Raw genomic sequence first — 24,232 nt, forward strand, 5'->3', positions numbered from 1 at the left:
CATGCTCGGCTGCTCTTCGTGTGGAAGCCGAGCGTGGGCTCGGCTCTACAGGGGGCGGCCTGCGGCCTCGACCACCAGCACCGTGCCCTGCACGCTGAGCACCTTCACCCACGCGCCTGCAGGCAGTTCCGGACCAGTCACCTGCCAGGACGCGTCGTCGATGCTGACCCGCCCATGGCCATCAACGATCCCCTGCTGCAGTGCCACCACCCGGCCGATCAGTTGTTCCGTGCGGCGGTTGAGCAGCGGCGCATCGCTGGGCCGGGCGCGGGGCCGCCCCCAGCGCCGGTAGCATTGGATCGAGACAACGCTCAACAGCACGAAGGCAACCACCTGCCACAGCAGCGGGATATCGCCGAACACCGCCACCAGCACGAACACCGCCGCCGCGCCGATGCCGATCCACAGCATGAACGCCCCCGGTGCCAGCGCCTCGGCCGCGAACAGCAGCAGTGCCAGGGCGCCCCAGCCTACGACTTCCCAGCGCATGTCAGCCTCCGATCGGTGGTGGCCGCTTGCTGGCGGCCTTGCTGTCCTGGTCGGCCAGCGCCTGCTTGGCCAGCTCAGCCACGCCGGCAATCGAACCGATCACCCCGCTGGCCTCCATCGGCATCAGCACCAGCTTCTGGTTCGGCGAACTGGCCAGTTCCTTGAAGGCTTCCACATACTTCTGGGCGACGAAGTAATTGATCGCCTGCACGTCACCCTCGGCAATCGCCACCGACACCACCCTGGTCGCCATGGCCTCGGCCTCGGCCAGGCGCTCGCGGGCCTCGGCATCGCGGAACGCCGCTTCACGGCGGCCTTCGGCCTCCAGCACCGTGGCCTGCTTCTCGCCTTCGGCGCGCAGGATCTCCGACTGCCGTGAACCCTCTGCCTCAAGGATCTGCGCGCGCTTCTCGCGCTCGGCCTTCATCTGCCGCGCCATCGCATCCAGCAGGTCGCGCGGCGGCTGGATGTCGCGGATCTCGATGCGGTTGACCTTCACGCCCCACGGGTTGGTGGCATGGTCGACCACGCTCAGCAGCTGCGCATTGATCACTTCGCGCTGGCTCAGTGATTCATCCAGGTCCATCGAACCGATCACGGTCCGGATGTTGGTCTGTACCAGGGCGATCATCGCCACTTCCAGATTGGCCACTTCATAGGCGGCCTTGGCCGCATCGAGTACCTGGAAGAACACCACGCCATCCACGCGCACGGCGGCGTTGTCCTTGGTGATCACTTCCTGGCTGGGCACATCCAGCACCTGCTCCATCATGTTCACCTTGCGGCCCACCCCATAGACGATCGGGATCAGGAAGTGCAGGCCGGGCGTCATGGTGTGCGTGTAGCGCCCGAAGCGCTCGACGGTCCATTCATACCCCTGCGGCACCATCCGCACCGCCTTGAACAGGATCACCACGGCCACGAAGGCCAGTACCACGGTGAAGAACATGGTCGGGAACATCGCGCTTTCCTTATCTATGACGTCCAGGCCCCAGCATAGCGCGTGGGGGCGGCGGGCACAGCGAAGCTACCAGGGCACCCGCCCGCGCAGGATGTCGACGAACATCACCCAGTCGCCCATGAATGAATACAGCGGATGCCGGAAAGTGGCCGGGCGGTTCTTCTCGAAGAAGAAATGACCGAACCAGGCGAACCCGTAACCGCAGAACAGAGCGCCGATCAGGAGCAGCGGCTGGCCGCGCAGGATCGCGGCAGCGACCAGCAGCAGCACCCCGCAACTGCCGATGAAATGCAGCCGGCGCGACACCGGGTGGCGGTGCTCGTCCAGATAGAACGGATAGAACTCACGGAAGCTGGCGAAACGGGACATGCGCATGCTCCGGGGGCCGTGGTCACCGTCATCATGCGCCTTTCTGGGAGGGAAAGCGGCTTGGACGGCGTGGCCGATTCTGACAAGGCAGTGCATGATCCGGTGGCGCTGCCTTTGTAGAGTCGAGCCATGCTCGACTGGCCCTCTCAGTTGCAGTCGAGCATGGCTCGACTCTACATAGGATCAGAAGCAGTCGAGCATGACTCGCCTCTACACCGAAGGCGCGCGCGGGCCGAACATGATCACCGCCATCCCGGCCAGGCAAAGTGCGGCACCGAGCAGGTCCCAGCGGCTGGGGCGGATGCCATCGACCAGCCACAGCCAGAACAGCGCGGTGCCGATATAGACGCCACCGTAAGCGGCATAGACGCGGCCACTGGCGGTTGGATGCAGGGTCAGCAGCCACGCGAACAGGGCCAGACTGGCTGCCGCCGGCAGCAGCAACCAGATGCTGCCACCCTTGCGCAGCCACAACCACGGCAGGTAGCAGCCAACGATTTCGGCCAGCGCGGTCAGCAGGAACAGCGCAAGCGTCTTCACGCCTTCTCCGCCGCCTTGGCGTGCTGCCACAGCGCTTCCTGCGCATCCAGGTCCAGCGCGGACAGCGCTACCCCCTGCACTTCGGCCTGTGCTTCCATCGCGCGGAAGCGGCGTTCGAACTTGTGGTTGGCGCCACGCAGCGCAGCACCCAGGTCGATGTCGGCGTGGCGGGCCAGGTTGGCGCAGACGAACAGCAGGTCGCCCAGTTCTTCCTGCAGGCGCGCCTTGTTGCCGGCAATGTCGCCGCGCTCGAACTCTTCGCGCAGTTCCTGCAGTTCCTCAGCTGCCTTGTCCAGCACCGGCAGCGGGCCCGGCCAGTCGAAACCGACCTTGGCCGCGCGCGACTGCAGCTTCACTGCCCGCTGCCATTCCGGCAGGCCGCGCGAGATGCCGGCCAGCGCGGAAGTGTCCTGCTCGCCTTTGGCCACACGCTCGGCGCGCTTGATCGCATCCCAGTTGCGCGTCACCCCGTCGGCGTCATCGACGCTGACATCGGCGAACACGTGCGGGTGGCGGCGCTGCATCTTGTCGCTGATCGCGCGCGCGACCTCGGCGAAGGCGAAGGCGCCCTGCTCCTCGGCCATGCGCGCATGGAACACCACCTGCAGCAGCAGGTCGCCCAGCTCATCGCAGAGATCATCGAGGTCGCCCCGATCGATGGCATCGGCCACCTCGTAGGCTTCCTCGATGGTGTACGGGGCGATGGTCGCGAAGTTCTGCTCCAGGTCCCAGGGGCAGCCACCCTGCGGATCGCGCAGGCGCGCCATGATCGACAGCAGGCGTTCCAGTTCGTTGCTGGCGGCACTGCCGGTGGTGGGGGTGTCGTGCGCGCTCATGCAGTCTCCAGGGTCAATCGGACAACCAGTCGCGCCAGGGCAGGCTGGTGTCACCAAGGGCAATGAAATCACCGTTCAACAGGGTCTCGCGGCGGTTGTAGCGGAACGGCTTGCCGGTCGCCGCCGACAGCACCGCGCCACCGGCGGCGTGCAGCACGCACTGGCCGGCGGCGGTGTCCCATTCGGAGGTCGGGCCCAGCCGGGGATAGACATCCAGCCCGCCTTCGGCGATCCGGCAGAACTTCAGCGATGAGCCCTGCGCGATGGTTTCGATGCGGCCCATCCGCGCCAGCAGCGCTTCGGTTTCCGGCGAGCGGTGCGAGCGGCTGGCGGCGACCCGCAGTGGTGCGGTGGCCGGCGTACGGGTACGCAGCACGGTGTCGTGCAGGCCCTGGCGACGGTATGCCAGCTCACCGCGCATGGCATGCCAGACGATGCCGGTGACCGGCGCCAGCACCACGCCGAAGGCCGGTGCGCCCTGGTAGATCAATGCAATGTTGACGCTGAACTCGCCGTTGCGCTTGATGAACTCGCGGGTGCCGTCCAGCGGGTCGACCAGCCAGTAGGCGCCCCAATGACGGCGTTGCTCCCACGTGACCTGGGCCGACTCCTCGGACAGGATCGGCAGATCCGGGGTCAGCTGCTGCAGGCCCTGCTCGATGACCTGGTTGGCGGCCAGGTCGGCGGCGGTGACCGGGCTGTTGTCGTCCTTGAGCTGCACGTCGAAGCCATCGGCATACACCTGCATGATGGCCTGTCCGGCTTCCTGGGCGATGGCGATGGCGGTCTCGCGCAGGTCCGTGGTCAATTTGATCATCGCGTTCCCTGCAGCCACTGCCGGGCGATGAACAGCGCCGCCAGCGAGCGTCCCTCGGAGAAGTCCTCGCGCAGCATCAGCTGGTCCAGCTCGGCCAGCTTCCACGGCACCACTTCCAGTTCTTCCGGCTCATCGCCGGCCAGCTTTTCCGGGTACAGGTCGCGCGCCACCACCAGCCACGACTGATGGCTCATGTAAGTTGGGGCCAGGGTCATTGCGCGCAGCACGTCGACCCGGCGTGCACCGTAGCCGGCCTCTTCCTTCAGCTCGCGGTCGGCCGCCTGTTCGGGGGTCTCGCCGGCGTCGATCCGGCCCTTGACCAGGCCCAGCTCGTAGCGGTGCATGCCAGCAGCGTATTCACGTACCAGCAGCACGGTCTCTTCATCGAGCATCGGCACCACCACCACCGCGCCGTGGCCCCGGCTGACCAGGCGCTCGAAGCGGCGGCGTTCACCATTGGAGAACTCCAGGTCCAGGTGCTGGCGCTGGAAGGGACCGTTCTCTTCATCGGTGATCCGATGGATGATCGGCAAGCGACGGCCGCCACGGTCATCGTTCATGCGGAATCTCCGCGGCGGCCGGCGCCTGCGCCGGGGCCGATAGAATGTGCAGGCAGCAACATGTTCATGAGCCCGAAATGCTAGCAGACCCAACCCCCTCCCCGCTGGTCGAGCACTGGCGGCAACGCGACCTGAAGGTGCTGTGGCACCCGTGCACGCAGATGCGCGAGCATCCACACACCCTGCCACTGGTCCCGATCGCACGCGGCCAGGGTGCCTGGCTGTTCGACCACGACGGCAACCGCTACCTGGACGCGGTCAGCAGCTGGTGGACCAACCTGTTCGGCCATGCCGAGCCGCGCATCGGCGGTGCCATCGCCGCCCAGGCCGGGCAGCTGGAACAGGTGATGCTGGCCGGCTTCGGCCACGAGCCGGCGATCACCCTGGCTGAACGCCTGCTGGCGCTGGCACCACGCCAGCCCGGCCGCGAACCGCTGGCCAAGGTGTTCTATGCCGACAACGGTTCAGCCGGCGTGGAAGTGGCGCTGAAGATGGCGTTCCAGTATTTCCAGAACCGCGGAGAGCCGCGCCGCACGCGCTTCATCGCTCTCGAGAACGGCTACCACGGCGAGACCCTGGGCGCGCTGGCACTGGGCGACATCCCGCTGTACCGCCGCGTCTATGCGCCACTGCTGGCCGAAGGCCTGTTCGCGCCCTCGCCCGATGCCTATCTGGCCGAACCAGGCCAGAGCGCCGCCGATCGCGCGCGGCAGGCCGCTGATGGCCTGGCCACGCTGTTCGACCAGCACCCGGGCGAGATCTGCGCGGTGATCCTGGAACCGCGCCTGCAGTGCGCCGGCGGCATGCGGATGCACGACCCGGTGTACCTGCAGCGCGTGCGCGAACTGTGCGATGCGCACGGTGCATTCATGATCGCCGACGAGATCGCCGCAGGCTTTGGCCGCACCGGCACCCTGTTCGCCTGCGAGCAGGCCGGGGTGATGCCGGACCTGATGTGCCTGTCCAAGGGCCTGACCGGCGGTTTCCTGCCACTGGCCGCCGTGCTCGCCACGCAGGCGCTGTACGACGCGTTCCTCGACGACTCGCGCGAGCGGGCGTTCCTGCATTCGCACAGTTACACCGGCAACCCGCTGGCCTGTGCGGCCGCGTTGGCGACGCTGGACATCTTCCGCGACGACGATGTGATTGCCCGCAACCGCGGCATCGCCTCGGTGATGGGCACGCTGGCGGCACCGTTCAGCGACCATCCGCACGTGGCCGACGTGCGCCAGGCCGGCATGGTGGTGGCCTTCGAGCTGTCGCGCGATGGCAACAAGCGCACACCGTTCGACCCGGCCATGCGGCTGGGCCTGCACGCCTACAAGGCCGCGCTCAAACGCGGCGTGGTACTGCGCCCGCTGGGCGATGTGCTGTATTGGATGCCACCGTACTGCGTGGACGATGAACAACTGGAGCTGCTGGCACACACCACGCTGGCGGCCATTGACGAGGCGATTGCATGCGCGTGACCCGCTGCCCCATCGACCTGGCGCTGCACAGCGGCCAGACCGTGACCCTGCCGGAAGAGACCGCCAACCACCTGGTACGGGTGATGCGCCTGCGCGAGGGCGATACCTGTGTGCTGTTCAATGGCGATGGCCACGACTACAGCGCGACGCTGACCGTGGCCGGCAAGCGCGAAGTGCAGGTGCGCATCGACGCCGTGCAGGCCATCGACACCGAATCGCCGCTGGCGATCACCCTGCTGCAGGGCATCGCCCGCGGCGAGAAGATGGACCTGATCCTGCAGAAGGCCACCGAGCTGGGCGTGGCGGCGATCGTTCCGGTCAACGCCGAGCGCACCGAGGTGAAGCTCGATGCAGCACGCGCGGAGAAGCGCGTGGCGCACTGGAACAACGTGGTGACCTCAGCCTGTGGCCAGTCCGGGCGCGCGCGCATTCCGCAGGTGGGCCCGCCGCTGTCGCTTGCGCAGGCGGCAGCGGCGCTGCCGGTGGATACGCTGCGGTTGACCCTGGATCCGCAGGGTGCGCACCGGCTGTCGACGCTGGACGCCGCGCCTGGCGGGGGCATCGTGATTGCAATCGGTCCGGAAGGGGGGTGGTCGCCACGCGACCGTGATCAACTGGCGGCCGCGGGCTTCCAGGGCCTGCAGCTGGGGCCGCGCATTCTGCGCACGGAAACGGCCGGCCTGGCCGCGATTGCAGCACTGCAGGCGCGGTTGGGGGATCTGGGGTAAGGCCCGATTTCTGGTAGTGCCGGCCGCTGGCCGGCATCCACGGAATCATGCGGTTGCCGGCCAGCGGCCGGCACTACCAGGAATTCAAAATGCCCGGCGGATGTCCGATCAGGCCGCCAGCGAATCCAGGGCGGCTTCCAGCGCGTCCAGGTTCGGCAGCAGTGCGCTCTGCTCGCCCAGCAACACACGCATGTGCACGATGTCCGGCAGGGTTTCCTCCGAGGCGTCGGCCAGCAGGCCATCGCGCGGCACCGAAATCAGCTGCGGGAAGTTCTGCGTCAGCAGGGCGTAGTACGGGCGTTGCGCGTTGCCGCTGAGGGCCTTCAGCACCACCACCTTGTTGTGGCCGCCCACGGCTTCTTCGCCCAGTCCCGAAAGACGTGCGAACGACACCAGCGGCACCTGCCAGCCGTGCCAACCGATCTCGCCCACCAGCCAGCGCGGCGCATCGGAGACCGGCTGCACCGGCACACGCGACATCATTTCAGCCACGGTGGCATTGGGCAGCAATACGCGCGCGTTGCCTGCCTGGATCAGGACGCCGCGGATCTCGTCATTGCTGGCGTAGCTCATGGTGCCTCTCCGTTGTCGTCATCCACGCCCCAGCGTGCGGCAATCGCCTGCGCCAGTTCCTGCGGTTCGCCCGCGACCATACCGGCGGCAACCACAGCGGTGGCTGCGGCGGGGTCATAGCAGCCCTCGCCCACCTGCCCGGCCACCCAGGCGCCGGCGGCAGCCAGGTCCAGCGCCGGGCCGACGTGGTCCAGGTCGGCGCCGCTGAGCAGCACCAGCGCCGTGTGTTCCGCCGGCAGCGCGGCAATCGAGATGCCCTGTGCGTCGCTGATGAAATGCAGGCCATCACCGGCCGCCTGCACGCCGATGTCATCGGCCAGCACGTGCACTTCACCGGGCGTGGCGCGCTGGCCGGCTTCAGCCAGCTGCACCGGCAACGGCGACACCCGTGCCATCTGCTTGACCAGGTTGCCGTAACGACCACCATCCAGCCGCATGTGCACCAGCACCGGCACGGCCAGCGACGCCGGCAGTGCGCCGAGCAGGCGCCGCAGCGCATCCGGGCCACCGATGCCGGCCAGCACCAGCAGCGATCCGGCGCGCGCGCCGACCGGCGCGGCAGCGTCCAGATCGACCAGGCTCAGGTGATCGGTATCGAACGAGGGCGGTGCCGCTTCGACCGCAGCGATGTTGGCAGCAGCGGCCGGTGCATCCGCCACGTCATCGACCAGCGACCACGCCGTGTGGTCGAAGGAGACCAGCGGTGCGGCAGTGGCAGGCTCGGCCATCGCTGGCGGCAACGACGGCGCCTGCAGCGATTCGGGGACGATCGGCTGCAGCGCGGCCAGTGCCTGCTCCAGCGCGATCGGCTCGTGCAGGTGCGCGGGGGGCGAGTACAGGCTGTCGGCCGGGACGTCGTCGGCCCAGCTCAGCGCCTGTTCCAGGTGCGGCTGCAGTGCTTCTTCGCGTGGCGCGGGCGGCGGTGCCGGATGGCCCGGTTCCAGCTGCAGGCTGGGTTCTTCCTCGGCACCGGGCGGCAGCACCTGCTGGTGGCCGTGCAGCTTGGCGGCCAGATGGCGGCCCCAGCGCTGCACTTCCCAACCATCACGGCGTGCGGCCAGTTCGGCCTCGTCGAACACCAGGGTCAGGCCAGGTGCGGACAGCACAGTGTCCAGCCGTTCCAGCGCGTCCTCGATGGCCGCCTCCAGGGCGATCACCACGAACTGCGGTCGCGCCTGCTGCAGGACCTGCGGCTCCAGGCTGTTGGGGTCTTCTTCCAGCACCAGCTGCACATCGGCGTGCGACAACGCCTCACGCAGGCGCTCGCGCGCGGCGCCGGGGCGGGCCAACAGGGCAACGGCCGGGGCCGGATGGGCTTCACTCACGGACACGGGCGATCCCCAGCAGGTCGTACACGTTACGCATCAGGTCCAGTTCCTGGTACGGCTTGCCCAGGTAACGCTGGACACCGATCTCGAAGGCGCGCTGGCGGTGCTTGTCGCCGCTGCGCGAGGTGATCATCACGATCGGCACGTCCCTGTAGCGCGGGTCGGCACGCATCGCGGTGGCCAGCTCGTAGCCATCCATGCGCGGCATCTCGATATCCAGCAGCATCAGGTCGGGTACGCGCTCTTCCAGCCGCTCCAGCGCTTCCACGCCATCGCGGGCGACGCTGACCTCGAAGTTGTGGCGCTCGAGGATGCGGCCGGTGACCTTGCGCATGGTCAGCGAGTCGTCGACCACCATCACCAGCGGCACCTGGCGCTCCTGCCGTGGTGCATTGGCCAGTACCGGCAGCGTCGGATTGGCGAGGAAGCGGCGCACCAGCGGCGCCACGTCCAGGATCACCACCACGCGGCCATCGCCGGTGATGGTGGCACCGTAGATACCCGGCACCGAGGCGATCTGCAGGCCGACCGGCTTGACCACGATTTCGCGGTTGCCCAGTACCTGGTCGATCGCCACGGCGGCGCGCAGGTCGCCGGCGCGGACCAGCAGCAGCGGCACCTGGTCCTGGCCATCGGCACGCGCCGGGGCCTGTCCGACCAGGCTGCCGAGGTCGTACAGCGGGTAGTCTTCGCCGCTGTAGCGGTAGCTGCTGTCGGCGGCTTCAAAACGCTCGCGCGACAGGCGGCCGATACCACTGACCGAGGCGACCGGCACCGCGAAGGTGGTTTCGCCGATCTGCACGAACACCGCCTGGGTGACCGCCAGTGTCTGCGGCAGGCGCAGCGTGAAGCGCACGCCCTGACCACGCACCGACTGGATGTCGACCGAGCCGCCCAGCTGGCGCACTTCGTTGCGCACCACGTCCATGCCCACGCCGCGGCCGGCCAACTGGCTGACCTGATCGGCAGTGGTGAAACCGGAGGCGAAGATCAGGTTGTCCAGCTCCTGCTCGCTCGGCTGCGCATCGGCAGCCAGCAGGCCACGGTCGAGAGCGCGGCGGCGGATCGCTTCGCGATCCAGGCCAGCGCCGTCGTCGGCCACGTCCAGCACGATTTCCGAGCCTTCGCGGTGCAGGCGGATGGCGATCTCGCCCTCCTCCGGCTTGCCGGCGGCACGGCGCTGCTCCGGCGCTTCCAGGCCATGGGCCACGGAATTGCGCAGCATGTGTTCCAGCGGCGCGACCATGCGGTCGAGCACGTTGCGGTCGAGTTCGCCGTGGGTACCTTCCAGGGTCAGGTGGACCTGCTTGCCGGTGTCCATGCCGGCCTGGCGGACCACGCGGCGCAGGCGCGGCACCAGGCCATCGAACGGCACCATGCGCGCGCGCATCAGGCCGTCCTGCAGTTCCGAGCTGACGCGCGACTGCTGCTGCAGCAGCGAATCGTACTGGCGTGACAGATCATCGAGCACGCCCTGCAGGCCGCCAAGGTCAGCCGCCGATTCGTTCAGCGCACGGCTGAGCTGCTGCAGGGTGGAGAAGCGATCCAGCTCCAGCGGGTCGAACTTCTGATCGGCCTGGTCCTGCTCACGCTGGTAGCGGGCGACGATCTGCGCCTCGGTTTCCAGATCGAGGCGGCGCAGCTGATCGCGCAGTCGCGCGTTGGTACGTTCCAGCTCACCCATGGCGCCACGGAAGGCACCCAGCTGCTGCTCCAGCCGCGAGCGGTAGATCGCCACTTCACCGGCATGGTTGACCAGGCGGTCGAGCAGATCCGCGCGCACGCGTACCTGTTCCTGTTGCGGGCGCGCCAGCGCGTCTTCATCGACCACGCCTTCGGCCGGCAACGGCTCCGACAGCGGCGCATCAGCCAGTGCGGTGACCGGAGCTGCGATCGTTGCCGATGCGGCTTCGACCATGCTGGCGGCATTGGCCGCAGCGGCAGCCGCGGCGATATCGGTGGTGGTGCGGACCTCGAAGGCCTCGACCAGATCCTGTGCAGGTTCCACCACACGGTGGGCACCGGTGCGGGTCAGCAGCTGGTGCAGGCGGTCGAAACCACGCTCCAGCAGCTGCACGTCGCGGCGTTCGATCTCGGTGCGGCCGGCGGCGACAGCTTCCAGCAGCGATTCGATGCTGTGGCCAAGATCGCCGATGGCATTGATGCCGGCCATGCGTGCACCACCCTTGAGGGTATGCAGGTCGCGCTGCAGGCCGGACAGCGCCTCGCGATCCTGTGGCGCATCGCGCAGTTCGCTGATCAGGCCATCGCAGTGGTCGAGCAGGTCCTTGCCTTCCTCGACGAAGATGTCGACCAGCTCGCGGTCGTACACGCTGAAGTCGAGTGTGTCTGCACTGTCTTCGGTTTCTTCTTCGGCTGCTGCGGCCGGCATCGCGTCGATGACCAGGGAGCTGGCTTCGGCTTCGGCGACTTCGGCATGCACCGTCCCTTGACCTGGTGCGTCTTCGAGTTCGAAGAAGCGCACCGGCTCATCAGTAGCCTGCGGTGCTTCCGCAGCGATCTCCTCATTCACCGTCGCCGGGGACGGCTGATCGGCGCTCTCTCCTTCACCGACCGCCGCCTCCCCGCCGACGTCCGCATCCTCGGCAAAGGCTTCCGCCTCGCCCGGCGCGAGTTCGCTGGCCTGCAGGCCGAGTACGGGCCAATGCCCGTCGTCGGCCAGGGTCTGCTCTTCGTCGATCACGTGCAGGCCGGCCTCGAGCGCGGCTGCCAGCGTGACCGGTTCTGCAAAACCCGGCGCAGCCATTTCATCCTGCAGGCTCGACAGCTCGCTGTCGAGTGGCAGTGCAGCAGGTGTGTCGAGGAAGCTGTCTTCAACGACATCGGCGTCATCGGACAACGTCGCATTCAGGTTGATTGCGTCAGCTTCGCCGAACGTCGCTGCCTCATCAGCATCACGGTCATCCACCGGCAATGCGCTGGCATCCAGGTACGGCGACAGATCATCGGCCACGGTGAGATCGGCGGCGTCGGCCAGCGACGATGCGGGCTCCGCGTCCGCGTCCTCCGTGGCAGGGATTGCCGCGATCGCGTCCACCTGGACCGATTCAAGTGCGTCCGGGGCGATCACGGCGGGCTCGCCTTCGCCCGGCACCGACGGCCATCCCGCATCGAAGTAGCGCGAAAGATCATCGCTGGCGGTCAGCTCGGCAACGTCCAGCCCACTGTCGGCGGTGGCGAGGGCCGCTGCCACGTCCACCTCGGCCGGAATCGGTTCCAGCACCTGCTCGGACGGGGCTTCGAGAGCTGCCGGCACTTCGGCATCGTCCTCTGCGTCCAGCGCCAGGTCTTCGTCTTCATCTTCCAGCCCGACCATCGGCCAGCGCGCTTCCGGCAGTTCGCCGGCGAGCGCCTGCAAACGCTGCACCAGCGCGTCCTGCGGTGCGATGCGTGGCTGTTCGGCCTGCAGCGCGTCCATGGTCGCAGTGATCGCCTGCGCGGTCGCATCCAGTGCGGCCAGGCCTTCTTCACCCGGCACCACGTCAGCGGCCAGTGCACGCTTGATGTAGGACTCGGCGCCCCCGGTGACGGCGGTGATCTCCGGCACTTCGGTCATCGCGAAGGCACCGTTCATGGTGTGCACCGCGCGCAGCAGTGCATCGCTGACCGGCTGCGGTGCCTGCTGCGCCGAGCGCAGCCAGTCCTGCAGGGTCGCCTGGTGGACTTCCACCTCGGCCTCGAGGATCTCGCGCAGCACGCTGTCGATGTTGGCCGGCGTACCGGTTGCTTCAACCACCGTACCAGCGTCGCCCTGCACCGATGCCACCGCTTCGGCCTCAAGGATGCGGCTGATCTCGTCTTCGCCTTCGGCCGCAGACGGCGGCACTGCCGGTGCGGCAGCGACCGGCAACGGTACGTAGAACGTTTCCTCGCCGGCGCCAACGCGGTCGGCGATGGCCTGCATCGCCTGCAGGTCGACGCTGATGCGCTGGCCATCGCGCAGCGCGGCGTTCAGCTGCGGCAACGCGGCGTGGGCGTTGTCGACCATCGCCAGCACCGCCGGCGAGGCCGCGCGGCTGCCATCCAGCACGCGGTTGAGCATGCATTCGATCTTCCACGCGAACTCACCCAGGGTGCGCGCACCGACCAGGCGGCCACTGCCCTTGAGGGTGTGGAAGATGCGCCGGATCGGCCGCAGCCGGTCCATGTTGTCCAACTGCATGCGCCATGCCGGCAGCAGCGTGCCGAGGTTGGCCAGTTCGTCGTCGAACTCTTCCAGGAACACCTCGCGGATGTCCTCGTCGATGTTCTCCGCGTCGTCATCGAAGCCGGCCTCGAAGCCGGCGTCGGCAGCGACCACGACCGGCGTTTCCGCAGCGGCGGGAGTGGCTGCCGCCTGCGGATTGAAATCGGCGGCCGCCGCGCTCAGTTCGGCGAAGAACTGCGCATCGGCTTCGCTGAAATCGATGGGCGCGATGGTGTCGATATCAATCACCGATACCGCCGGCGCCGGTGCATCGGAGGCCGGCGTCAGCACCTCGGCCATCGGCGCGGGCACGTCCTCCGGCACATCCGCCGGAACGGCGTCGACTTCGGCAACCACGGGGCTTTCGTTCACCAGCACGGGCGCGGCGGTATCGACGATCTCCAGCGACGGCAGCAGGCCGGCATCGTCGTCCAGCGACAAGGTCTCCATCGCGTGCAGCGACAGCACGTCGTCGGCGTTGTCCAGCGCATCGGCATCGAAGCGGAACACCACATCATCGTCCGGCAGTGCGCCAGCCTCATGCTCGGCTGCAACCGGATCGAACACCGGCGCGGCATCGAAGCCGGTGTCGATCGATACCGCAACATCGCCAGCGTCATCATCGGTCAGCGTGGTGGCATCCGCCAGGTCATGCGACGGCGCCCCGGACAGCGCCCACTGCGGCGCAGCGAACTGTCCGGCATCGGCCTGTTCGAAGCCGACCGGATCGAAGCTGGCGAAGGTCGGGCTGCGTTCGTCATCGGCGACCGCCAGCGGATCGGCGTCCGGATGGAACGGCGCCAGGTCCCACTGCGGAACCTCGGGTGCCGGTGCACTGGAGGCCGCGAACACCAGCGGCGCATCCTCCCCGTCATGAAGTGACAAGGGCGTCGCGCCGGCGCTGCCGGCATTGACCGCAGCAGTGACTGCCGCGGAGCCCAGCGCACCAAACATCAGGCTGTTGTCGGCAACCTCTGGCGGCGCCACCGGCGGTGGATCGAAGGTGAAGTCCGGCAGCGGCACCGGTACGGTGCCAGCGGCGGGTGCGACGGGCTGCACCGCGATCTCGACAGGTTCCGGCTGCAGCGGCCCGGTCTCCACCGCGACCGGCTCGCGCTCGACCAGCAGCGATGCGAACACCACCGGCTCGGCGGCGGCAGGCATCGCCGCATTGCGGTCCGGCAGCGGCCAGTAGCGCAGCGCTTCCAGGCTGCTGCGGGTGATCTCGAGAATGTCCTCGCGGCCGGGGCGACGGTCGCGCAGCGCCTCCAGGTAATACTCGAGGCTGGCCATGGCATCGGCCAGGGTATCCAGCTGGCGGCCACTGGGCACGCGCTGGCGGCCGACCAGTTCGGCTTCGATGTATTGCTGCACACCGCGCAGATAGTCGGCAGCGGTGCCCAGGTCGAGCATGCGCAGCGCGCCGGAGACATCGCCCAGCAGGCGCGGCACATCCTGCAGCTCGGCATGGTTCCAGCTGGTTTCAATGAAAGCGACGAAATGCTCACGGGCCGCCGCGAAGTTGGCGATGGCTTCATGCGCCAGCACTTCCACGGTGCGCCGGTTCTCGACCGCGCTCGGATCGTCCTCGCCACTGCCACCGGCGCCCAGATGGGCCACCTGGTCGTCCAGCGAGGCATCCACGTACAGCAGTGCGCCGGCGATATCCAGCAGCAGGTTCTCATCGATCTGCTGGCGGCCTTCGACCACGCCACGCAGCGCATCGCGCTGCTGCACGACCACGCCGCGGGCCACGCCCAGGCCCATCATGCCCAGCGTATCTGCCACGGCGCCAAGTTCGTTGGCCTGGGTCTGCAGCTGCTCCGGTGCGCCGCCGGTGCGCAGGTGCAGGTCCAGCGCATCCTTGATGCGCAGCAGTTCTTCCTTCACCGCGCTGCCCACGGTATCCAGCAGCTCGCGGTTGCGCCCGCTCAGGCTGCCACGGGCATGGTCCAGCTCGGCCTCGGTGGCACTGACGCTGTCCGGCGCGAACGCCAGCAGCACGCTGTCATGCACGCCTTCTTCGCCTCGCGCGGCACGGATCTCGTTGAGCAGCGGCATCAGCACGATCGGAATATCGCGATGACCGTTCTGCAGGCGCTCCAAGTAATCGGGCAGCAGCACGCTGCCGCGCATCAGGGTTGCACAGGCCTCATCGCGATCGGCCACACGGCCGGCACCGATGGCGTTGGACAGCTGTTCCAGCTCCTCGGCCACCATCGCCGGGGCATACAGCTCGACCATGCGCAGGGTGCCCTGCACCTGGTGCAGGTAGCCGGCGCAGATGCGCATGCGGCTGGCATCGCTGGGATCTTCCGCGTAGTACTCGACCTCGTTGCGCACCTGGCGCAGGGTCTCGTCCAGCTCGGGCTTGACCCAGCCCAGCGCTGCGTGGCTCATCGCATCGCGCAGACTGCTCATGGACGCGCTCCGTTCGCCGCCGCGCGGTGGCCGCGCGAGTTCTGGCGTGGGAAATGGAAATGCTTCATCGACTGGTTCCTTGCTCGCCGCCCTGTCCGCGTCACGCCGGCAGCTTGAAGTCGGCGACCGAACGACGCAGGTCGGCCGCCAGCTGCGCGAGGTGGCCGATCGATTCGGCGGTCTGCCCGGCACCCTGCGAGGTCTGGCCGGTGATCTGCCGGATCACGCCCATGGTGCGGGTGATGTCCGAGGCCGCAGCGGACTGCTGCTGGGCAGCGATGGAGATGTTCTTGATGAGGTTGTTCAGGGCGTTGGACACGCGCTCGATCTCGGTCAGGGCGGTACCGGCGTCTTCGGCCAGGCGCGCACCGGACACCACTTCGGCAGTGGTCTGCTCCATCGAGGTGACCGCTTCGTTGGTATCGGCCTGGATCGCCTGCACCAGGTTTTCGATGCGTCGGGTCGCCCCCGAGGTGCGTTCTGCCAGGCGCTGCACTTCGTCGGCCACCACGGCAAAACCGCGGCCGGCCTCACCGGCCGAAGCTGCCTGCACCGCCGCGTTCAACGCCAGAATGTTGGTCTGTTCGGAAATGTCGTTGATCAGTTCCACGATCGAGCCGATTTCCTGCGACGATTCACCCAGGCGTTTGATGCGCTTGGAGGTTTCCTGGATCTGGTCGCGGATCTGGTCCATGCCCTGGATGGTCTCGCGGACCACGCCGGCACCCTCGGCGGCGATGACCACCGAACGCTGTGCCACGTCGGCCGATTCGGCCGAGTTGCGCGACACCTGCTCGATGCTCGCCGCGATTTCGCCGATGCGGTCCGAGGCCGAGGTGATCTGGTTGGCCTGGTGGCCTGCCGCCTCTGCCAGCTGCATGGCGGTAGCCTGGGTTTCCTGGGTGGACAGCGCGACCTTGGCCGAGGTGTCGTTGATGGTGGTTACCAGGTGGCGCAGCTCGTCAACCGCGTAATTGATTGCGTCGGCGATGGCGCCGGTCATGTCCTCGGTCACCGAGGCCTTCACGGTCAGGTCGCCCTCACCCAGCGAGGAAATTTCGTCCAGCAGCCGCATGATCGCCTGCTGGTTGCGGCTGTTGAACTCCACCTGGGTCTGGTAGCGCAGCTCCTGCTCGCGCGAGCGGCTGCGCACGTTGGTGGAGACGAAGCCGATGATCGCGATCAGCGACAGCGCACCGGACACCACACCAATCCAGAAATTCGGGAACAGGCGGGTATCGGACACCGAACCGAACGAGGAGAACGCTTCGAACAGCTTGCGGCTGTCGTCCAGCATGTGCGCCGAACCCTGGCCCAGCGCGGTGGCGGCGGACTGTGCGGCGAACAGCTGGCGCGAGCTGGCCAGGATCGCGTCGGCGTCCTGCTTCATCGCTTCCCACTTCTGCTGCGACTGCTCCAGCGCAGCGACGGCGGCGGCACCGCGCACGGCGGTGATGCCCAGTTCCTCGTTGCCATTGCGCAGGCCATCGAGCACCTGCGAGAACACGGTGATGTCACGTGCCAGCGCATCACCGGCAGTGGCCGCACCACTGCCACCGGCACGCATTTCGGTCACGCGACGGGCCATCGAACCGGCCACCACGACCTGTTGCAGCGCGCTGTACACCTGCGCCGACGGCGCGCCGGAGGCGGACATCGCACGCACCAGTTCATTCAGCTGGGCCTGCAGGCCCGGCACCGCGCCGCTGAAGTTGTTGGCGTTGCCAGCCAGGGCCAGCACCGCCGGCTCACTGGCGACCAGCTGGCCGGCCTGCTTGCCCAGCGGCGCCCACGTTTCACCCAGCGTGGAGATCGCGCCGGACACACCCGGCTCCTTGCCGTAGCGCCCCTGCAGGGTCGATACGTTCTGTTCGATCGCGTTGCGGGTGGCCTTGAAGGCGGTGAACGCCTGCGCGTTGCCACCCACCGCGTCACGGCCCTGGTTGGCCAGCTGCTGCGACAGCACCTGCAGGTCGGCGGCCTTGGAGCCGGCATCGGCCAGGCGGCTGCCCTGCCAGGTGGCGACGCCGGTGTTGACGCCGAACAGGATCATCGATGCCAGCAGCAGGAACAGCCAGAGGTTGCTGCCGCCCAGCCGCAGCTTGCCGGTCTTGGTGGCGCCCGAAGCAGTACTCATCGTTCAACCTCGTTCTTCAATGCAGGGGGCAATGCCCGGCCTCAGGCCGCGGCTTGCCGGAATTCAGGGGTGCGCGACAGCAGCGAGAGCGAGAACACGCCCCAGTCCTGGCCGTCGGCATGAAAGGCGCGGTCGACAAAATGGCCATAACGCCCATCGGCCAGTGCACCGGCCTCGATCTGCTGGGCCAGTTCGAAGCTGCGCTGGCCGAACAGTTCATCGATGGTCAGCGCGACGTCGCCGCCGGCCTGGCGCATGATCAGCACACGCTGGCCTTCCTGCTGCACGGTGCGCGTGCCTTCCAGGAAGTACTTCAGGTCGACCACCGGGAACAGGTTGCCGCGCAGGTTGCCCACGCCCAGCAGCCACGGTTGTGCGCACGGCACCGGCGTCACCGGCGGCATCGGTACGATTTCCACCACTTCGCGGAAATCGGACACCAGCCGGCGCTGGCCGACGCGATAGCCGACGCCACGCCACAGGTCCTGGGCGAACTGCCGTTCGGGCAGCTGCACCGCATGGGCCAGGCTGCGCCGTTCGTAGGCTTCAAGAATGTCGAAGGGCGAGCGCATCAGGCCACCAGTTCGTTGATCCGCGCGATCAGTTCATCCTCGCGCGGCGGCTTGACGATGTAATCGGCCGCGCCCTGGCGCAGGCCCCAGGCCTTGTCGGTTTCCATCGCCTTGGTGCTGACGATGATCACCGGGATGTGCTTGATCGCCGCATCACGGGCCATCGCGCGGGTCGCCTGGAAACCGCTCATGCCGGGTAGCACCACGTCCATCAGCACCAGCTGCGGCGATTGGTCGCGGACCAGCTGCAGGCCATCCTCGGCGTTGTCCGCTTCCAGCACCTCGTGGCCGGCACGGCGCAGCCACTGGGTGAACACCGCGCGGTCGGTCGGTGAATCCTCGATCAGAACGATACGAGCCATTGTGCCTTTCCCCCCTGGTCAGGCGTTGACGTATGTGCGGATGGCACCCAGCAGTTCTTCACGCGTGAAAGGCTTCGTCAGGTACTGCTCCGAGCCGACGATGCGTCCCCGCGCCTTGTCGAACAGGCCATCCTTGGACGAGAGCATGATGACCGGGGTCGCCTTGAACAGCTGGTTGCCCTTGATCAGCGCACAGGTCTGGTACCCGTCCAGGCGCGGCATCATGATGTCGACGAAGATGATCTGCGGTTGCTGGTCTGCGATCTTCGCAAGCGCTTCGAAGCCGTCGGTGGCGGTGACCACCTCGCAGCCTTCGCGCTTGAGCAGCGTTTCCGCAGTCCTGCGGATGGTCTTCGAATCATCGATGACCATCACCCGGAGTCCTGCGAGTTCCCCGCCCGCAGTCGTGTTTTCAGTCATTGCCTATCCCCAAGCGCACGGCCCGATCTCTGGCGGGGGCCGCTACGAAAGCGTATCTATATCGCACTTTCCGCGCCCGCTTCAAGGCCGCCCCATGGCGCGGGGCATGGCGCCCTCCTGAACGTGACGGGTTTCGCAATGACTGCGCGGGCGCCGGGCGGACGCAACGTTGCAGTACGGCGGGGAGGCGCGCGACCGGCGTTGCCGCTACCATCAACGCCTTGCCAGACAGGTGCGCCCATGCCGTTGAACGTCATCGTGGTGATGGATCCCATCGCCCACATCAAGATCGCCAAGGACACCACCTTCGCCATGCTGCTGGAAGCCCAGCGCCGCGGCCATGCCCTGCACTACGTGCGACCGGGCGGGCTGGCCCTGGAAGGCGGCGTGGCGGTGGCCCAGACCGCGCCGCTGCAGGTGCGCGACGACCCGGCTGGCTGGTATGAGCTGGGCGCGTTCAGCCGCACCGAATTCGGTCCCGGCCAGATCGTACTGATGCGCAAGGACCCGCCGGTCGACGCCGAGTACATCTACGACACCCAGGTGCTGGACGTGGCTGCGGCGGCCGGTGCCTGCGTGGTCAACAACCCGCAGGGGCTGCGCGACTACAACGAGAAGCTGGCCGCCCTGCTGTTCCCGCAGTGCTGCCCGCCGACCCTGGTCAGCCGCGACGCCAAGGCGCTGAAGGCCTTCGCGCTGGAACACGGCCAGGCCGTGCTGAAGCCGCTGGATGGCATGGGCGGCCGCTCGATCTTCCGCAGCGGCCAGGGCGATCCGAACCTGAATGTGATCCTGGAAACGCTGACCGACGGCGGCCACAGGATGGCGCTGGCACAGAAATTCATCCCGGACATCACCGTCGGCGACAAGCGCATCCTGCTGGTCGATGGTGAGCCGGTCGATTACTGCCTGGCGCGCATCCCGCAGGGCGATGAATTCCGCGGCAACCTCGCCGCCGGCGGTCGCGGCGAAGGCCGCCCGCTGAGCGAGCGCGACCGCTGGATCGCCGCCCAGGTCGGGCCGGAGATGAAGCGTCGTGGCATGCGTTTCGTCGGCCTGGACGTGATCGGTGATTACCTGACCGAGGTCAACGTGACCAGCCCAACCTGCGTGCGCGAACTCGACGCACAGTACGGCCTGAACATCGCTGGCACCCTGTTCGACGCGCTCGAGGCCGGCCTGCGCTGATGCCCCCCGCACCTGCCGTCCTGCCCCCGCCGCCGCGCGAAGCGCAACGGCTGGGGGCGACCATCGCGCTGTCGGTCCTGGTCCACGCCCTGCTGATCCTGGGCGTGGGCTTTGCCGTGAAGGGCGATGCGCCGCTGGTGCCGACGCTGGAAGTGATCTTCAGCCAGACCCGCACCGCACTGACGCCCAAGCAGGCCGATTTCCTGGCCGCGGCCAGCCAGGAGGGCGGCGGCGAGCACGACCGCGCACAGCGCCCGCGCGACAACCAGGCCGGCATCGTGCCGCAGGCCCAGTCCGGGCTGAGCCCGGTGCCGCAACAGCAGCAATCGGCCGCGCCCGTGCCACCGCCGCAGGCGCGGGTGGTCAGCAGCCGCAATGGCGAGGACACAGTGGTGCAGGCGCAATCGCGCCCCACCCCGCTGGAGCCGACGCCGGATGCGCCGATGACCGCGCGCGAACAGCGTGATGCGGAAATGGCGCGCCTGGCAGCGGAAGTGCACCTGCGTTCTGCGCAGTACGCCAAGCGCCCGAACCGAAAATTCGTCTCCGCCAGTACGCACGAATATGCCTATGCCAATTACCTTCGCGCGTGGGTCGACCGCGCCGAGCAGGTGGGCAACCTGAACTATCCGGACGAGGCGCGGCAGCGCCGTCTCGGCGGCCAGGTGGTGATCAGCGTGGGCGTGCGCCGCGATGGCAGCGTGGAAAGCAGCCGCATCCTGCGTTCGAGCGGGACGCCGTTGCTGGACGAAGCTGCGCTGCGGGTGGTGCAGCTGGCACAGCCGTTCCCGCCGCTGCCGAAGACCGAAGACGAGATCGATATCCTGCAGGTCACGCGTACGTGGGTGTTCCTGCCGGGCGGCGCCCTGCGCGACGATCGGTAGGGGTTTGTTGCCCGGGCCTGCGGCCCGGGACCCGCAGAGGCAACGGCCACAGCCGAAGCAACAGCAGAAGCGGCGGCAGAGATGCCGCCCCACCTCTGACAGATCGCGGCGCATTTTTGCTATTGGTAGGTGTCGACCTTGGTCGACACACATCCACGCCACGCGTGGATGCGAGCGAAGCGACCCGCTTTTGACTTTGATTTTCTTTTTTGATTTTCCGTGCCGGACGCACACGGAAACTGTCAGAGGCGGGGCGGGGTGGGTTCGCGGGGGTGTCCGCGGCATGGATGCCGCGGCCAAGCCCCCAGGGACGGGTTCACGGCGTCCCCCGCGAGCCCACCCCGCCCGGCCCAGCGCGGCTTCTGCTCTTGCCTTCAGCAACCACCCCCGCCACGAGGGGCTCAGCCGTTGGCCTTCGCCTTCGCCTCGCGCGCGGCCTGCTGCTCGACCAGGGTCAATGCCACGTTGTCGCGCAGGTACGCCGGCTCCACCTTCTCCGGCGCAATGGCTTCGCCACGTGCGAAGGCTGGCACCGCCAGCGTCAGCAGATCCGACGCGCGCGGCAGTGCAGTGGCATCGAATCCGCGCAGGCCAGCACCGAGCTGCGCCACCAGTGCGCCCTCGGCCGCACCGAAACCGGTGCCGACGCCGTAGGCAGCCAGCCCTTCCGGCAACGCCACCACAGCAGGTGCGCACACGCGTTCGGCATCGCGTGCCACCGGCAGGCCGTCCACGCGCTCAAAGCGCGCGACGTACAACTCACCCATGCGCGCGTCGATTGCCGAAACTATCTGGTTTTCTTCGACCGGCGCGCGCAGCGCCAGTACCTGCAGCGTCGAGACCGGCAGCAGCGGGCGGTCCAGCGCCAGCGCGATACCCTGCGCAATGGCGATCGCCAGACGCACGCCGGTGAACGCACCGGGGCCACGGCTGAGCGCGATGCCGTCCAGTTGGCGGCGGCTGATGCCGGCTTCGGCCAGCAGCGCCTCGGCCCATGGCAGGCTCAGTTCGGCATGCCGGCGCGGGGCGATCTCGAAACGTTCCAGCACCTGCCCATCCACATGCAGGGCAACGGAACAGGCTTCGGTGGCGGTTTCAAAGGCGAGCAGTTTCATCGGATCAGGTCAGAACAGGGGGAACGTGGCGCCGGGTGCCGGTTGCGGGCCCGCCGCAACAGCGGACGGAGCAGCAGCATCGGCCACGGGTGCCCATTGTGGCGTAAAGAAGGCCTGCACATCGGCCAGGCTGCGGGTACGCCGGAACGGCGGCAGCGAATCGAGGAAGACCCGGCCATAGCCCCGATTGAGCAGGCGCGGGTCGCACAGCACCAGTACGCCACGATCGCTCTCACTGCGGATCAGGCGGCCGACGCCCTGCTTCAGCGCGATCACGGCCTGAGGCAACTGCTCGTCGCGGAACGGGTTGCCCCCCTGGCTGCGGATCGCCTCCAACCGCGCCTCGTACACCGGGTCATCCGGCGCCGCGAACGGCAGCTTGTCGATCATCACCACGCTCAGCGCTTCGCCGACCACGTCCACACCCTCGCGGAAGCTGGCCGAGCCGAGCAGCACGCCGTTGCCGGATTCGCGGAAGCGCTGCAGCAGCGTCGCGCGTGGCGCCTCGCCCTGCACGAACAACGGCCATGGCCCGTCGCGCAATGCCTCGGCCGCCTCACGCAGGGCGCGATGCGAAGCAAACAGCAGGAATGCCCTGCCCTGCGACGCCTGCAACACCGGCCGCAGGCTCTGGATCAGTGCGGTACCGAAACCGCGCGCGGCGGGATCGGGCAGGCCCTCGGGCATGTAGCACAGCGCCTGCTCAGGCCAGTTGAACGGACTCGGCTGCACCAGCGTGTGCGGATCGTCCAGGCCCAGGCGGGTGGCGATGTGATCGAAACCACCGCCCACGGTCAGCGTTGCCGAAGTGAAGATCCACGCGGCACGGCTGCGCTCGCGATGCTCACGCAACGGACCGGACACATCCATCGGCGTGCGCTGGCAACGGAAACCACGCGGCGTAAGCTCGTACCAGAGCACATCGGCCGCACTGTTCGCTTCCGACGGATCGGTGTCGAAATCGAGAGTGGGTTCGTCATCGCCCAGCCAGCGGCTGAGCCGCGAGACCGCCTCGCGCGCCCGCGCATGGCAGGCATCCAGGCCGGCCGCCGCTTCGCGCAGCGGCTGCAGTGCCTGCTCCAGCATCACCAGGCCCGCCATCACCGTATCGAAGCCGTCACGTACCTGCGGCATCGCCAACGCACGCCACTGCGTGCCACGCGACGGCAGCCCTTCCATCGCCGATCGCAACGCCAGCAGCGCCTGCTGCAGCTGATCGACCGGCTCCTGCAGGGCCGACTGTGCGCCACCCACGCCACGTGCTTCGGCCAGGCAGTCGCGTCCCAGCTCCTGCCACGGGCGCATGCCGAAGCCTTCGCCAAAAAACTGCGCGGCCAATTCGGGCAGCTGATGCGCCTCGTCGATGACGAAGGCCTGTGCACCGGGCAACAGCTCACCGAAGCCGTCCTGCTTCAGCGCCAGATCGGCCAGCAGCAGGTGATGGTTGACCACCACCACATCGGCGGCCTGCGCGCGTTGCCGCGCGCGCACCACGAAGCAGTCATCCCAGAACGGGCAATCGGTGCCCAGGCAGTTGTCGACAGTGGAAGTGACCATCGGCAGCAATGGGGAGTCGTCGGCCAACCCGTCGAACTCGGCGATGTCACCGAACTCCGAGCGACCGGACCAGGCCAGGATCCGCTGGAACTGCGCTGCCTGTTCGGGGCTGGAAAAACGCGGCTCTCCACGCGCCTGCTGCAGGCGGTAGCGGCACAGGTAATTCGCACGCCCCTTCAGCAGCGCACTGCGCAGGCCGACCCCGAGCGCCTGGCGCACGCGCGGCAGATCGCGGTGGTAGAGCTGGTCCTGCAGCGCACGGGTGCCGGTGGAGATGATGGTACGCAGCCCGGACAGCAGCACCGGCACCAGATAGGCGAAGGTCTTGCCGGTGCCGGTACCGGCTTCGGCCAGCAACAGATCACGCTGCTGCAACGCGTCGGCGATCGCTTCGGTCAGGCGCAGCTGTGCGGGACGCGGGACGAAGGCATCCAGGTGCGAGGCGAGCGCGCCGCCGTCGCTGAGGGCTTCGCGGCTGGCATGGACAAGGTCGGACATCAGAGGGAAAGGATACCCGGCCGGGCGCTGCCCGGCACCCGTTTCAAGCCAGAGCACCAGCAACAGCAACAGCGGTGTTCATGGCTCTGGGTTGTACTGGGGACTGGCAGGGGACTGTGGGTTTGCGGGGACGCCGTAAACCCACCCCGCCCGGCCCAGCGCGGCTTTTGCTTCTGGCTTCAGCGATCAACCCACAGCCAC

20 protein-coding genes are annotated in these 24,232 nt (G+C 67.9%); 4 read left to right on the plus strand and 16 right to left on the minus strand.

Going from position 1 to position 24,232, the window contains the following annotated elements; genetic code table 11:
• Positions 1–45: 45 nt before the first annotated feature.
• The 7 genes from AC3ITW_RS16845 to nudE form a co-directional block, all read right to left on the minus strand.
• Positions 46–489, minus strand: a complete 444-nt coding sequence (locus AC3ITW_RS16845; RefSeq protein ID WP_006385101.1) for an NfeD family protein — start codon at positions 487–489, stop codon at positions 46–48.
• 1 nt (position 490) lies between these two features.
• A complete protein-coding gene (locus AC3ITW_RS16850) occupies positions 491–1,450 on the minus strand; it encodes an SPFH domain-containing protein (protein ID WP_012511869.1) in 960 nt (319 codons plus the stop codon).
• A 66-nt stretch (positions 1,451–1,516) separates the two neighbouring features.
• Positions 1,517–1,819 (minus strand): Mpo1-like protein, encoded by a 303-nt coding sequence (locus tag AC3ITW_RS16855; protein WP_006385112.1) that lies wholly within the window; start codon positions 1,817–1,819, stop codon positions 1,517–1,519.
• Between the two features lie 210 nt (positions 1,820–2,029).
• Entirely contained in the window at positions 2,030–2,359 is a 330-nt protein-coding gene (locus AC3ITW_RS16860) for a YnfA family protein (RefSeq protein ID WP_006385121.1), read from the minus strand.
• Positions 2,356–3,195, minus strand: a complete 840-nt coding sequence (gene mazG, locus AC3ITW_RS16865; protein WP_065723906.1) for a nucleoside triphosphate pyrophosphohydrolase — start codon at positions 3,193–3,195, stop codon at positions 2,356–2,358. The genes AC3ITW_RS16860 and mazG overlap by 4 nt, the downstream gene beginning before the upstream one ends.
• Before the next feature lie 13 nt (positions 3,196–3,208).
• Entirely contained in the window at positions 3,209–4,012 is an 804-nt protein-coding gene (cysQ, locus tag AC3ITW_RS16870; protein WP_006385123.1) for a 3'(2'),5'-bisphosphate nucleotidase CysQ, read from the minus strand.
• Complete coding sequence (gene nudE / locus AC3ITW_RS16875) at positions 4,009–4,572, minus strand: ADP compounds hydrolase NudE (RefSeq protein ID WP_100435119.1); 564 nt, start codon at positions 4,570–4,572, stop codon at positions 4,009–4,011. Before nudE ends, cysQ begins: the two co-directional genes overlap by 4 nt.
• A 77-nt stretch (positions 4,573–4,649) precedes the next feature.
• On the opposite strand from nudE, the gene bioA reads away from it, so the two are divergent.
• Together bioA and AC3ITW_RS16885 are read left to right on the plus strand one after the other, a co-directional pair.
• Positions 4,650–6,041: an adenosylmethionine--8-amino-7-oxononanoate transaminase gene (gene bioA / locus AC3ITW_RS16880; RefSeq protein WP_065723904.1), complete on the plus strand. Its 1,392-nt coding sequence runs from the start codon at positions 4,650–4,652 to the stop codon at positions 6,039–6,041.
• Positions 6,032–6,769 carry a 16S rRNA (uracil(1498)-N(3))-methyltransferase gene (locus tag AC3ITW_RS16885; RefSeq protein WP_012511873.1) on the plus strand — a complete coding sequence of 246 codons (738 nt, stop codon included), beginning with the start codon at positions 6,032–6,034 and terminating at the stop codon, positions 6,767–6,769. Before bioA ends, AC3ITW_RS16885 begins: the two co-directional genes overlap by 10 nt.
• Positions 6,770–6,877: 108 nt before the next feature.
• Here AC3ITW_RS16885 and AC3ITW_RS16890 read toward each other — a convergent pair whose 3' ends face one another.
• The 7 genes from AC3ITW_RS16890 to pilG form a co-directional block, all read right to left on the minus strand.
• Positions 6,878–7,342 carry a chemotaxis protein CheW gene (locus AC3ITW_RS16890; RefSeq protein WP_006385148.1) on the minus strand — a complete coding sequence of 155 codons (465 nt, stop codon included), beginning with the start codon at positions 7,340–7,342 and terminating at the stop codon, positions 6,878–6,880.
• Entirely contained in the window at positions 7,339–8,673 is a 1,335-nt protein-coding gene (locus tag AC3ITW_RS16895; RefSeq protein WP_006385150.1) for a chemotaxis protein CheB, read from the minus strand. The genes AC3ITW_RS16890 and AC3ITW_RS16895 overlap by 4 nt, the downstream gene beginning before the upstream one ends.
• Entirely contained in the window at positions 8,660–15,298 is a 6,639-nt protein-coding gene (locus tag AC3ITW_RS16900) for an Hpt domain-containing protein (protein ID WP_489389751.1), read from the minus strand. Before AC3ITW_RS16900 ends, AC3ITW_RS16895 begins: the two co-directional genes overlap by 14 nt.
• 100 nt (positions 15,299–15,398) lie before the next feature.
• Positions 15,399–17,435, minus strand: coding sequence for a methyl-accepting chemotaxis protein (locus AC3ITW_RS16905; RefSeq protein WP_006385328.1), 2,037 nt, complete (start codon positions 17,433–17,435; stop codon positions 15,399–15,401).
• Between the two features lie 41 nt (positions 17,436–17,476).
• Entirely contained in the window at positions 17,477–18,007 is a 531-nt protein-coding gene (locus AC3ITW_RS16910; protein ID WP_006385330.1) for a chemotaxis protein CheW, read from the minus strand.
• On the minus strand, positions 18,007–18,369 hold the full coding sequence (locus AC3ITW_RS16915) for a response regulator transcription factor (protein WP_006385332.1): 363 nt from the start codon (positions 18,367–18,369) through the stop codon (positions 18,007–18,009). The genes AC3ITW_RS16910 and AC3ITW_RS16915 overlap by 1 nt, the downstream gene beginning before the upstream one ends.
• 18 nt (positions 18,370–18,387) lie before the next feature.
• Positions 18,388–18,789: a twitching motility response regulator PilG gene (pilG, locus tag AC3ITW_RS16920; RefSeq protein WP_005418455.1), complete on the minus strand. Its 402-nt coding sequence runs from the start codon at positions 18,787–18,789 to the stop codon at positions 18,388–18,390.
• Between the two features lie 240 nt (positions 18,790–19,029).
• Between pilG and gshB the strand changes: the two genes are divergently transcribed.
• The gene (gene gshB / locus AC3ITW_RS16925; RefSeq protein ID WP_489389752.1) at positions 19,030–19,977 is read left to right on the plus strand and encodes a glutathione synthase; all 948 of its coding nucleotides are present in this window, start codon (positions 19,030–19,032) and stop codon (positions 19,975–19,977) included.
• The gene (locus tag AC3ITW_RS16930; protein WP_012511877.1) at positions 19,977–20,861 is read left to right on the plus strand and encodes an energy transducer TonB family protein; all 885 of its coding nucleotides are present in this window, start codon (positions 19,977–19,979) and stop codon (positions 20,859–20,861) included. Before gshB ends, AC3ITW_RS16930 begins: the two co-directional genes overlap by 1 nt.
• A 401-nt stretch (positions 20,862–21,262) precedes the next feature.
• On the opposite strand, the gene tsaB is transcribed toward AC3ITW_RS16930, so the two are convergent.
• On the minus strand, positions 21,263–21,976 hold the full coding sequence (gene tsaB, locus AC3ITW_RS16935; RefSeq protein ID WP_012511878.1) for a tRNA (adenosine(37)-N6)-threonylcarbamoyltransferase complex dimerization subunit type 1 TsaB: 714 nt from the start codon (positions 21,974–21,976) through the stop codon (positions 21,263–21,265).
• Positions 21,977–21,985: 9 nt separating this feature from the next.
• Complete coding sequence (gene yoaA / locus AC3ITW_RS16940; RefSeq protein WP_197585225.1) at positions 21,986–24,031, minus strand: DNA repair helicase YoaA; 2,046 nt, start codon at positions 24,029–24,031, stop codon at positions 21,986–21,988.
• Positions 24,032–24,232 lie beyond the last annotated feature (201 nt).

This window comes from Stenotrophomonas sp. KH_052 (assembly GCF_057838755.1).